Source organism: Paenibacillus sp. RUD330 (assembly GCF_002243345.2).
In the GTDB taxonomy this organism is placed as follows: domain Bacteria; phylum Bacillota; class Bacilli; order Paenibacillales; family Paenibacillaceae; genus Paenibacillus_O.
Window position 1 is genome coordinate 1,865,267 of record NZ_CP022655.2, and the last position, 11,130, is coordinate 1,876,396.

The following is an 11,130-nucleotide window of genomic DNA, read 5'->3' on the forward strand; positions in this document are numbered from 1 at the left end:
CTCGTTGGAGGCCGAATTGGCTTCAAGATACGGAAAGGCCTTGAATCATGCCGCAGCGGCTAAGCGCCGGGGCGGAGGGTTCAAGGCCGTTTTTGTGCCGTTTCTTCTATCCGGTTCTTGTATGATAGATTAGTTGACGCGAATTGGAATTCGGGATATAATCAACCACAACGCGTAAGATAAGTTTACATATTTAATGGGAGGGTTCCTTATGCTGGATCTGCTGATTCGCCGATTCAACCATCCCGATTTTCCTGCACCGATGGACATGGGACTGCTGAATGGAAAAATCGTTTATTTGCATCCTTCGGACGGAAGTCCGCCGGAAGCGGCCAAGACGATCATGAAGGACGCCAGCTTCATCCCTCCCTTCCGGATTCATTCCGGCATCCCCGCCTCATCCTAGTTGCCCCCGGCCGAAAGGTCTTCTTGCGGCAGTTCCGCATTCCTGCGGAGCTGCCGCCTTTTTTTGCTGCCCGCATCCCGAGAGGGTTGAAGGGCGGCATGCCGGGCAGGCTCCGAAGCAGCGGAGGTTCTCCTGCAACTTAAAAAACCTTCCCGCCGAATGCGAAAACGCATCCGGCATGGAAGGTTCGTCAAGAGAGCTCTCCGGCCTGACGAAGGTCAGATCGTAAGTTCCCCAAGCTTGATCAACTCGACAACCGCTTGCGAACGGCCTTTCACGTTCAGCTTCTGCATCACGTTGGAGATATGGTTCCTCACAGTTTTTTCGCTGATGAACAGCAGCTGCGCGATATCCCTTGTCGTCTTAACGTCAGGGTACTCATAACATTAAAAGATCAGAATAGATGAAATCGTGCTTGATTACTGGATAAACAACGAATTTTGAAGCCCGGCTCCCGCTGCCCTTTTCCGTGCGCTCAACATAAACCTTTTCAAAAACGCTTCTCAGCACCTGGTTTTTATCCTGAGTGTCCACGGCCAAGTTGAATGCGGTCAAAGCAGAATCAAAGCTGCCGCGAACTTGATCAATGGATATCGTGGGCTTTGCCTTCTGTGTTTCAAACTCCTGCGAAAAAACCATTCTGTCCAATTTCTCTTGTTCTGCTCGAATCTCCGCTCTGCTCTCTTCAAATTCTTCATCGTCGTATTTTCCTAACTCATACTTTTCGCGGATGAACTTCATCCGGGTCTTCAACTCGGCTGATCTCCGAGCGACATACTGTTCAATGTCCTGGATTGGGTTGATGCCTTTAGGAGCTGGCTTGTCGGCGAGTATAGGCACAAGCACGCTCTCGACTTCTTCTGAAGTGAGATCCCTGAAATAGTGCAGGGTTTCAATCAACTGCTCGACGACGGGTTGGTATTTAAGCCGCCAGCAGCCATTAGGGCAGACGAGGAACTCCTTTTGGTGGTAAGTAGTGTCTTTTCCTTCAATGCGTGATTGGTATTTTTGCAATTGAGCATTGCGGACCATTTTTGCTCCACAAGACTGGCATACGCACAGGCCGGTTAATTCATAGGTGGCCACGTCCGTCTTAACTCTTGGGATGTAATCGGTATTGTTGTTTTTGGCCTGGGCTTTACGCCAGGTGTTGAGATCAATGATGCGCTCATGAGCATACGGAACAATTACATGTTCTTCCATCGGACGTTCGACGACTGTGCCATCAGCTAAGGTTTCCGTGCGACGATAAATGACGATACCAATGTAAACGGGGTTATCAAGCATCTTCTCCAGGATGTCTGTCTTCCAGTGAGTTTTTCCCGTAGATGTTTTTACGCCTTGCTGTCTGAGGTAAGTCGCCAATGCACGATGCCTCACGTCTGCTTTTTTGTCCTCGATGGGAACACCATTCACCCAAAGGTCATACAGGTATCGGACGACAAATGCTTGTTCGGGGTTGATTACCAGTCGGCGTGTCTTCGTGTCCAGGTCATATCCAAAAGGAGGCTTGCCGGCCATCCAACACCCGTCCAGTGCTTTATTGAATCTACCACCAGTTAAACGTTGGCGGGTGCTCTCGAATTCTTCCCTGGACATAAATAAGTCAAACCGTATTTGTCGCAAATCGTCAGGGTTTTTCGGATCGTAAATTCGCCAAGTTGTCATGATGAAGATTCTTTTATCAACGATTAAGTCGTAGATGACACCCATATCTGAGTAAGATCCGCGCCCGAGCCTAGATATCTCTTTAACAGCAATAGCTTGGTATTTATTTTCTTGAAGCTCTCGAAGAATTCCCTGGAACACAGGTCGAGTGGAAATTTTATCGCCAGACCCAATTTCATCTCGTTGCTCATATGGAATCCCCAAAGGAGACAAAATGCGATCCATGAGTTCCCGCATTGCCATGAGCGTGTCTTCGCCAGTTCGTTTCTCTAGTTCTTCATCCTTACGGGATTTACGATTGTAGTTGAGAATGAACTCTATACCGAGGCTCTTTAGATATTCAGCACTAAACATAATCCATCAAACCTCCGCTTTCAGTGTTCATTCTTTCAGTCCAAGCTTATGCTCCATAATCTGTCCAGGCTGCACATTAAAGTGAGAGCAAATCTTGTCCACTATTTCCATAGACACATATTCGTCTTTACCTAGCTTGGCTAGGGTAGCGGTGGATAGACCTAGCTTTTCACGAAACTCAGTCTTGCTCAAGTCATTTTCAATCAACTTATGCCAAAGCGGCTTATATGAAAAAGGCATGCAATCAGTCCTTCCGGGAGGGTTCTGATGAGAGTATAAACCAGCTATATTTGCGAATGCAAATAAATAATTTGAAAGTATGAATTATATGGAAATCCAATATGTCGAATAGTGCAAATCACATAACTATATTGATGGGTTTTAGTTGGGAAAGTAAGTGAAAAATTAGGGTAAAAGTGTAAACCATTGTCCTCTAACCGTGTTATAGTTGTATCAGTGAGATATCGAGAGAGACACCGACGGAGCGTGAACGCTCTAATCCTTCAGCCGGCCCTATGAGGTCGGCTTTTTACATTCCGGTGCAAAGCTCCTCTCGTGATCGCGTACCTGATTTGCCGTGGGAATTTCCACCGGATGCCATGCATCAAACGCTTGTGGGTCTAGCCATCGAGCGCAATGTTATCTGAGACGGCCAGAAACGGCCCAAATTCGCGTTCTAGCGTCCGGTGCCTCTATTCGGATGGGGGCAACCGCAGAATCGATTCTAGGGCCTTGTTTTGGCCGTCTCCTTTTTACTGGTGACAAGCAAGAGCCTGCGCTTGCGGGCCTTGCCTCACATATACGGCATGCTGCTCCGGGCAGCCTCTGCTTGCTCTGCTCCAGCGTTTACGGCCGAGTGCCACTCGGTTCAGTTGGAGCGGGGCCGACATGCGGGTGCCGGCCCCTTCTCGGTTCGATTCCGGGAACCCGCTCATCTCCGTTCCCCCGGAGCATCATTCACGCCGGCCTGCGGAGTCCTTGGGAAGTCGCTATCGACATTCCCATCGGCTCAACCTTTCCTCCTTTCACCTGTGATCCCAACAGGACAAGGTTCGGCTCGGGAGCGCCTGTGACGAGCGCAAGTAATCGTCACCCTTTAATCGATGCTGTTGATCGACCCAACCGGGAGGGTGTTGCACCAAAGAGGGAGCCTGATAAGCTGCCTTAGCTGAGCGCCGATCGGCATCATCGATTAAAGGGAATTAGTGGGTATGCGTCGAAAGTACGAGGCGGGAGGCGAGGAAATGACTGTTGAAAAACGAAGGCTTTACAATACTGGGTATACAGGACCAGAGAAAGCCGTTAATTTCATGGAAGATGAAGATGGGAATTTTCATGTCGTTTATATCAAGGACGTCCACTACATTGAAGAAGAGAACCCTGAGGAGCCTGAACTGCTGAAGTTTGTTCTCCAAGATGGCCGACAGTTCTTTACCTTGAGAAGTGAAAAGGCTGTCCAGCAAGCGAATGAATACATACAAAAGATCAAAGATGACCCTGAGGCTCATGACCTTTTTATTTTCGGCCAAAGAATTCCAGAAGAAGAGCGCGAATAAAACACGGCAAGCCCCACATCGGGGCTTTTTTTTATGCCTAAATGGGGAGGTGAATAGATGAAGAGGTTCATTCGTTGGTTTTTGCGGCAGGCCGTTCATGGCTACTACTATCCTCCGCAGCCGAGAAATCGACAGGAACGACGGCAAGGCCGAATTTCACAATAGGAAGGTTGATACAACATGGATAATGGCTATTCGGCTCGTGGAGGCGACTTATATCGGTCGAATGGAACGATTGCCAACGAAGGCGATGGCATCAACCCTGACGGCAGCAGAAACGTTCGGTTCGTTGGTATGACGAAAGAACTACCCGACCTTGTGACGATATCTTTGGCAGCAGGAGCTGCGTACACGGAGCCGACTTGGAACGACACGGATGGATATAGATCGGTTTTCGTCACGACGGCCGAGAATTCGGGAGCTACGACATCATGGTATGTCGAACATCAATTTTCGGATGTGAACACCGGCAACAAGTTCCACACCGTTGGGATGGCTACGCTCACAAATGCGACGAGTGCTGGCGGATCGATCGAATCAAGGATGCGTTATTACCGGAATTACGTAAAGAACAACGACACCGTTGCTAGAACGTTTGTGCTGAAACGCAGAACATTTATGTAAAGGGGAGGAATAAAAAATGGCAGCATCAGCAACGGAATGGGTAAACGAAAAGCTCGGGTCCAAGATCGTTGACGGTCAAATCATATTGGGAGATTTGGGGGCATCGGTCGACATCGAGACATTCGTCACTTTCTTCGGCGCCTCGATCGAAGACACAGGTAAACCAGACAAATACGTAGCCCTGTTAGGGCCGCAAACGTTCCAATGGAACGGCGAATCCGTGACCCGTACGGGAGAAGAGCTGGGTTACAAGGCATACTTCGACGCCTGGCATGCGGAAGGCCTGATCTAAATTGCCGACGAGGAATAAAAAGCGCTGCAACAAGCCAGGCTGCGCTGTACTTGTTGCAAGCGGCTATTGCCCGGCGCACGAAAAGCAAAGACGCGCCCAGAAAGAGCGGCATCGTGGGACGGCAGCTGAGAGAGGATATGATGCGCGATGGAGAGCATATCGCGCTCTGTTCTTGCAGGAGTACCCGCTATGTAAGCATTGCTTGAAAGACGAAGCATACACGCCGGCTGAGGTGGTCGACCATATCAAACCGCATAAGGGCGACCTGGTCCTGTTTTGGGACCCGAAGAACCATCAGCCGCTTTGTAAGAGGCACCACGATATCAAGACGGCCACTGAGGATGGAGGATTCGGGAATGGGTAGGAAGATACGGCTCGTGTGCTGCAACTGTAACCATGAACAAGTCGAGCGGTCTAACCGTGACGGTGTTTCCTGCGAGAAGTGCGGAGGGCCGACGTTGGCCTCAGGCTGGCTAGATCTGGGGATGGATAGAGCGTGCAAGATTGCGATTAAGCCTCCACCGCCGCAAGGTGCCCCCGAGATGGATATGATCACTCTCAACTCTCTGCGCCTCAACTATCTGGAAGAGCTCCGGCAGATCGGCATGATCAACGCCAGCACGCAGCTCGAGATCAATGCCCGGATCAAAGCGACATGCAATGCGATCGAACGAGGCCTCGGAATCGTAAAGCGCGGCGCAGAGGCTGTTTCGAGTCAGGAAGAAACGAGGTAGGTCGTGAACGGCCGGGCTGAGTCCGGCTTTCCCAAAATGTTGAAAAATGTCGAAAAATGGGGGAGGGGGGCTTTAGTCTGCTAAAGTGTCCATTATAGACCGCGCGTCCAGTTTCGTGTGAATTTTTTTCCTGAAAAAACATTTTGGGTACGAAAGGGGGCCGCTTATGAGCCGACCGAAGAAGCCGGTTGATCAAGTCGAGGGGAATATCACCAAGGAAGAGCGGGAAAAACGGCGCGAGCTGGAGGAGAAAATGAATTCTCGTCTCGGTCGCGATAAGATTCGTCCCCCGACGTGGCTGGATGATGAAGGCAAAAAAATGTTCCGGCATCTGGTCAAGCAGATGGAGAAAACGGAACTGCTCACCAATCTTGACGTGACGGCGCTGGCCACATACTGCGATTTGCATGCCCGCCGGCTTGTGCTTCTGGAGGATGTCCGGCAGAACGGCACCCGGTTCGTCAACTCAAACTCTCGCGGTGGTGTGACGCATGTCGCGAATCCAGCGCTGACGCAGCTGAACACCACCATCAAGCTCCTGAAAGCCTACGAGGCAAGCTTCGGATTTACTGTCTACGACCGGACCCGGATCGCCCTAAAGGACGAGAAGGCGGAGGAAGAAGACGAGTTCGGAGGGGAGTTCGATTGATGTACAACGTACTTGCCCAACTGGACGATGTGACGCAGTACGCAGCCGACGTCCGGGAGGGCAGGATTGTTGCTGGCAAGTATGTACGGCTCGCCTGCGAGCGGCACTTGAAAGACTTGGGCCGCCAGGGAACCGAGGACTTCCCATACACCTTCGAGCCGACACGCGCTGAGCGTGTTTTTTATTTTGCCTCGTTCTGCTGCCACGTCGAGGATGGGTTGACGGTAAAGGCCGGCGACCCTGTTACGCTAGATCCGTTCCTGAAGTTCATCGTCGGCAGCATATTCGGCTGGGTGCATCGTGAAACTGGTTTGCGGCGGTTCCGGAAGGCTTATGAGCAGGTAGCCCGCAAAAACTCCAAGTCCACCACGCTCTCGATCGTCGGACTCTACATGCTCGCCGGCGACAAAGAAGGTGGCCCTCAGGTCTATACGGCGGCGACGGACCGGCAGCAGGCGCGGATCGTATACGGCGCGGCGGAGCAGATGGCCGAGAAGTCCAAGTCGCTTCGAAAACGAATCAAATTCACCAAGTCCAAGAGCTTGATGGTCCACAAAAAGAGCAATGGGCGCATGCAGCCATTGTCCAAAGAGACCAAGAAATTCGACGGATTCAACCCGCACTGCGGCATCATCGACGAATACCACGCGCATCCCACCAGCGATATGTACGACGTCATTGTCTCGGGCATGGGCATGCGTCGGCAGCCTCTCTTGTTCATCATCACGACGGCCGGCTTTGATCTCAACGCGCCTTGCTACAAGGAATACCAATACTGCTGTAAGCTTCTCGAGGGCGAAGTGGTCAACGAGGAGTATTTCGCCTACATCGCCCAGATGGACAAGGACGACGACATCAAGGATGACCGGAATTGGATCAAATGCAATCCTCTCCTAGCCAGCAGCGAATCGGGCATTGCCTTCTTGCGGAGCGAGCTGAGCATTGCGATGGATTCCCCGGACAAGCAGCGCGGCGTCTTCACCAAGAACTTCAACATGTGGCTGAACGCTCGGGAAGATGGCTACATGCGGATGGACTTATGGGCAGCGTGCGGCAAAGAGCCGATGCCGGACCTGACCGGACGCAGCTGCCGCGTTGGTCTTGACCTCGCCAAGAAGATCGATTTGACCAGCGTGGGCTTTGAATTCGACCTAGATGATGGCCGAGTGGCTGTTCTGAGCCATTCCTTTATCCCGGAATCGAAACTGGCCGACCGGAAGCAGAAGGATGATGTCGACTATGACCTTTGGGTCCGACAAGGATATCTCACCGTCACGCCGGGAAATGTGGTCGATTATCGCTTGGTTCAGGAGTATGTCTACGAGCAGGAGCGGGAAAATCGCTGGATCATCTCGGAGGTTTGTTACGACGACTGGTCAGCCGGCCTGATCTCACAGGAGATGAAGGATCGCGATTATGAAATGGTCGAGGTGCCGCAGCGGATGAATCATCTGTCTGAGCCAACGAAAAACTTTCGCGAGCTTGTCTACCAAGGACGAGTCATTCACGGGAATAACCCGGTGCTGGATTGGGCGATGGGCAATGCAGTCACGAGGGAGGATCACCACGAGAACATCATGCTGGACAAGAAAAAGTCCAAGAACCGGATCGACCCCGTCGCGGCTCTGATCACGGCGCATTCGCTGTATGTGAACCAGGAAAGCAATGACTCCGTGTACCGGTTCCGCGGCTTGATCACAACATAGGGAGGGAGGTGAACAACCTGAGAATTCCTTTTCTGAGCAACTGGGTTCAGCGGCAGGCAGCCGAAGCGGTGCTGGAAGAGAGGTCTGCCACGCTGGCCAATCCCGATTCATGGTTGGTGGACTGGCTGATGGATGGCGAACCGGCTTCCTCCGGCATCCTTGTCAACGAAACCACGGCACTCCACTCGACGGCCGTCTTCGCTTGCGTCCGGATCCTGGCGGAAACGATCGCTTCTCTTCCTCTGCAGCTGTACCAGCAGCGGAAACAAGGCGGAAAGGAAGTGGCCTACAGCCACCCGCTGCATTCCATCCTGCATGACTCTCCGAATGAAGAGATGACGGCGTTCGTGTTCATCGAGACGTTGATGGGTCATCTCGCCACATGGGGGAACGCCTATGCGGAAATCGAGTGGGACGGAGCTGGCCGGGTGATTGGACTTTGGCCCCTGCGGCCGGACCAAACCTGGGTCAACCGAGACGCCAATGGGGCGATATGGTTCCACACCATCATCCAGAGGACCGGAGACGCTGTTGTGCTGCCTGCATACCGGGTGCTTCATATTCCCGGCCTCGGGTTCGATGGACTGAAGGGATACTCGCCCATTTCGAAGCAGCGCGAAGCCATTGGCCTCACGCTGGCGACTGAGAAATACGGAGCGACCTACTTCGGGAATGGAGCGCGTCCCGGCGGAGTGATTGAAACCACGAGGAAAATCGGCGATCAGGCGGCGATTGATCGCTTCCGGAATCAATGGAATGACATGCACAGCGGCCTGCAGAAACAGCACAGGATCGCCATCCTCGAGGAAGGCATGCAGTACAAGCAGATCGGATTGCCTCCCGAGGATTCGCAGTTTCTGCAGACCCGAAAGTTCCAACTCGGCGAGATCGCAAGGATCTTCCGCGTGCCGCCGCACATGATCGGCGACCTGGAGCGGTCGACGAACAACAACATTGAGCATCAATCCATCGAATTCGTGATGCACACGATTCGGCCATGGGTTGTTCGGTGGGAACAGGCAATCAAACTCAAGCTGCTGACCCGGCCGGAGCGGAAGAAATACGAAGCCTTGTTCAACGTCAACGGCCTCATGCGCGGCGACTACAAGAGCCGGCAGGAAGGTCTCAACATCATGAGGCAAAACGGAATCATCAACGCCAATACATGGCTCGAGATGGAGGATATGAATCCGATCGACGGGCCAGAAGGCGAGGCGTACTTGGTCAACGGCAACATGACCCCAGTAGGCGCCACGGGGAAGGGAGGTGAATAGTCTGGACAAACAGAAGGAAATCCGATCAATCCTGATCCCGGAAAACAAGCCGGAAGTCCGCAAAATTGATGGCCAGCCGACCAAGATCATCGGTTACGCGGTTCGCTGGAATCAGCTTTCCAACCCTATCTGGGGCATGTTTCAAGAGCAGTTCCGCAAAGGTGCCTTTACCAACCGGATGGCCGACGTTTACGCTGCCTGGCAGCACGACGAGCGGGAGATTCTGGGGCGCACGCCTTCGACCTTGCAGGTGGAGGAAGATGAAATCGGCCTGCGTTACGAAATCGAGCCCCCTTCCTGGGCGGATAAATACCTGGAGACGATCGAGCGCGGCGACGTGCGAGGGTCGTCTTTTATTTTTCGCGCTGTGAAGGAAGAGTGGGACGAAACGAACCCGGATATGCCCATCAGGACCGTCACGGAGGCCGAATTGATCGAAGTCAGCCCCGTCACTCGCCCTGCCTACCCTTCATCCAGCGTCGGAACACGATCGGAGGAAGAGGTTTTCAAGTCCCGCCCTACCATCCCTATGCCGGCAAGTCCCGCAACGCCTGATCTGGAAGCAGAGCAGCGCGCAAGACAACTCCATCTTTACAAACCTTAGGAGGTTGATCATTCATGGCAGCACAAGTAACCACGATCATCGAAATGCGGCAGGATCGCGCCAAGCTCTGGGAGCAGGCAAAAGGACTTCACGACAAAGCGACCAGCGAAAAGCGCGGCTTCGACGCCGCTGAGCAGGAGCAGTACGACAAGCTGATGGCCGAGTCGGATCGTCTGAAGGCGACGATCGACCGCGAAGAGCGCTTCATCCAGGAGCAAGCAGAGCTCGAGTCCAGGGCCACCCAACCGCCGGCAGCTGGCGGCGCCGAATCTCGGAGCAAAAAGGCCATCGAGACCGAAGAATACCGCAGCGCTTTCTTCGACATGATGTCAGGCCGCGAAATCACCAGCGAGCAGCGTTCCATGCTGCAGGAACATCGGGCGCTCTCCACATCCACCTCGGCTCCCGGCGCCGGCTACACGGTCCCTCAGGGCTTCTACAACGGCCTGATCGAAGCCATGAAATGGTATGGCGGCATGCGCCAGTCCCGAGCAACTGTGCTCCGGACGGCCAGCGGCAACCCGCTGCCGATTCCAAATGTCGATGACACGGGCAACAAAGCAGTCATCGTCGCAGAAAACGCAGCTGCCGGCCTCGGACCGGACCCGAGCTTCGGACAAAAGGTCCTGGGCGCCTATAAATACAGCTCCAAGACCATCCTCATCTCCATCGAGCTGCTGCAGGACAGCGCCTTCGACCTGGAGGCGTATCTGCGCCGAGCGATCGCCGAGCGCTTCGGACGCGGTACGAATGAGCACTTCACGGTCGGCACGGGTGTCGGTCAGCCTCAAGGCGCTGTCACTGGTGCTGCTCAAGGCAAGGTGGGCGCTACCGGCCAAACCACGTCCATCACTGTCGACGATCTGATCGACCTCGAGCACAGCGTGGACCCCGCATACCGCGGCGTTTCCCAGTTCATGTTCGCGGACAGCTCGCTCAAAGCGATCAAGAAGCTGAAAGACAATACGGGCCGGCTGCTTTGGGTTCCGGGAGTCGCGCTCAACCAGCCGGACTCGATCCTCAACTACTCGTACATCATCAACAGCGACATGCCTGCTATGGCCGCTAACGCCAAGTCTGTTCTCTTCGGCGATTTCAGCAAATACTTCATCCGCGACGTCATGGACGTGACGATCATCCGGATGGCGGAGAAATACGCTGAATCCGGTCAAGTCGGCTTCATCGCCTTCAGCCGTCACGATGGCGCCCTCCAAGATGCCGGCGGACCGCTGAAATACTACGCCAACTCCGCGACCTAATTTT

Annotated in this window: 12 protein-coding genes and 1 pseudogene; 10 read left to right on the forward strand and 3 right to left on the reverse strand. The window is 53.4% G+C overall.

The window, feature by feature from the left end:
- The first annotated feature begins 211 nt into the window (after positions 1-211).
- Positions 212-406, forward strand: a complete 195-nt coding sequence (locus tag CIC07_RS08180) for a hypothetical protein (RefSeq protein WP_076358299.1) — start codon at positions 212-214, stop codon at positions 404-406.
- Positions 407-624: 218 nt separating this feature from the next.
- Here CIC07_RS08180 and CIC07_RS08185 read toward each other — a convergent pair.
- From CIC07_RS08185 to CIC07_RS08195, 3 genes and pseudogenes are all read right to left on the reverse strand, one after another.
- Positions 625-771 (reverse strand): annotated as a pseudogene (locus tag CIC07_RS08185) (LuxR C-terminal-related transcriptional regulator); the annotation flags it as partial.
- A gap of 13 nt (positions 772-784) precedes the next feature.
- The gene (locus CIC07_RS08190; protein ID WP_094248373.1) at positions 785-2,428 is read right to left on the reverse strand and encodes a recombinase family protein; all 1,644 of its coding nucleotides are present in this window, start codon (positions 2,426-2,428) and stop codon (positions 785-787) included.
- A gap of 27 nt (positions 2,429-2,455) precedes the next feature.
- Positions 2,456-2,668 (reverse strand): helix-turn-helix domain-containing protein, encoded by a 213-nt coding sequence (locus tag CIC07_RS08195; RefSeq protein WP_094248374.1) that lies wholly within the window; start codon positions 2,666-2,668, stop codon positions 2,456-2,458.
- Positions 2,669-3,672: 1,004 nt separating this feature from the next.
- Between CIC07_RS08195 and CIC07_RS08200 the strand changes: the two genes are divergently transcribed.
- From CIC07_RS08200 to CIC07_RS08240, 9 genes are all read left to right on the forward strand, one after another.
- Positions 3,673-3,984, forward strand: a complete 312-nt coding sequence (locus tag CIC07_RS08200) for a UBA domain-containing protein (RefSeq protein WP_157741873.1) — start codon at positions 3,673-3,675, stop codon at positions 3,982-3,984.
- 180 nt (positions 3,985-4,164) lie between these two features.
- Positions 4,165-4,608: a hypothetical protein gene (locus CIC07_RS08205; RefSeq protein WP_094247942.1), complete on the forward strand. Its 444-nt coding sequence runs from the start codon at positions 4,165-4,167 to the stop codon at positions 4,606-4,608.
- Positions 4,609-4,624: 16 nt separating this feature from the next.
- On the forward strand, positions 4,625-4,900 hold the full coding sequence (locus tag CIC07_RS08210) for a hypothetical protein (RefSeq protein WP_094247943.1): 276 nt from the start codon (positions 4,625-4,627) through the stop codon (positions 4,898-4,900).
- A gap of 542 nt (positions 4,901-5,442) precedes the next feature.
- Positions 5,443-5,634 carry a hypothetical protein gene (locus tag CIC07_RS08215; protein WP_094247945.1) on the forward strand — a complete coding sequence of 64 codons (192 nt, stop codon included), beginning with the start codon at positions 5,443-5,445 and terminating at the stop codon, positions 5,632-5,634.
- Between the two features lie 166 nt (positions 5,635-5,800).
- A complete protein-coding gene (locus CIC07_RS08220; protein ID WP_094247946.1) occupies positions 5,801-6,283 on the forward strand; it encodes a phage terminase small subunit P27 family in 483 nt (160 codons plus the stop codon).
- Positions 6,283-7,989, forward strand: a complete 1,707-nt coding sequence (locus CIC07_RS08225) for a terminase large subunit (RefSeq protein ID WP_094247947.1) — start codon at positions 6,283-6,285, stop codon at positions 7,987-7,989. The genes CIC07_RS08220 and CIC07_RS08225 overlap by 1 nt, the downstream gene beginning before the upstream one ends.
- A gap of 8 nt (positions 7,990-7,997) precedes the next feature.
- Complete coding sequence (locus CIC07_RS08230) at positions 7,998-9,263, forward strand: phage portal protein (protein WP_206109142.1); 1,266 nt, start codon at positions 7,998-8,000, stop codon at positions 9,261-9,263.
- Positions 9,256-9,867 (forward strand): HK97 family phage prohead protease, encoded by a 612-nt coding sequence (locus CIC07_RS08235; RefSeq protein WP_094247948.1) that lies wholly within the window; start codon positions 9,256-9,258, stop codon positions 9,865-9,867. Before CIC07_RS08230 ends, CIC07_RS08235 begins: the two co-directional genes overlap by 8 nt.
- 14 nt (positions 9,868-9,881) lie before the next feature.
- On the forward strand, positions 9,882-11,126 hold the full coding sequence (locus tag CIC07_RS08240; RefSeq protein WP_094247949.1) for a phage major capsid protein: 1,245 nt from the start codon (positions 9,882-9,884) through the stop codon (positions 11,124-11,126).
- Positions 11,127-11,130 lie beyond the last annotated feature (4 nt).

Excerpts from the sequence above, each read along its gene's own strand:
- CIC07_RS08225 (WP_094247947.1), top strand. The coding sequence starts at position 6,283 with ATGTACAACGTACTTGCCCAACTGGACGATGTGACGCAGTACGCAGCC.
- CIC07_RS08200 (WP_157741873.1), top strand. The coding sequence starts at position 3,673 with ATGACTGTTGAAAAACGAAGGCTTTACAATACTGGGTATACAGGACCA.
- CIC07_RS08195 (WP_094248374.1), bottom strand. The coding sequence starts at position 2,668 with ATGCCTTTTTCATATAAGCCGCTTTGGCATAAGTTGATTGAAAATGAC.
- CIC07_RS08215 (WP_094247945.1), top strand. The coding sequence starts at position 5,443 with ATGGATATGATCACTCTCAACTCTCTGCGCCTCAACTATCTGGAAGAG.
- CIC07_RS08210 (WP_094247943.1), top strand. The coding sequence starts at position 4,625 with ATGGCAGCATCAGCAACGGAATGGGTAAACGAAAAGCTCGGGTCCAAG.
- CIC07_RS08220 (WP_094247946.1), top strand. The coding sequence starts at position 5,801 with ATGAGCCGACCGAAGAAGCCGGTTGATCAAGTCGAGGGGAATATCACC.
- CIC07_RS08240 (WP_094247949.1), top strand. The coding sequence starts at position 9,882 with ATGGCAGCACAAGTAACCACGATCATCGAAATGCGGCAGGATCGCGCC.
- CIC07_RS08205 (WP_094247942.1), top strand. The coding sequence starts at position 4,165 with ATGGATAATGGCTATTCGGCTCGTGGAGGCGACTTATATCGGTCGAAT.
- CIC07_RS08190 (WP_094248373.1), bottom strand. The coding sequence starts at position 2,428 with ATGTTTAGTGCTGAATATCTAAAGAGCCTCGGTATAGAGTTCATTCTC.
- CIC07_RS08180 (WP_076358299.1), top strand. The coding sequence starts at position 212 with ATGCTGGATCTGCTGATTCGCCGATTCAACCATCCCGATTTTCCTGCA.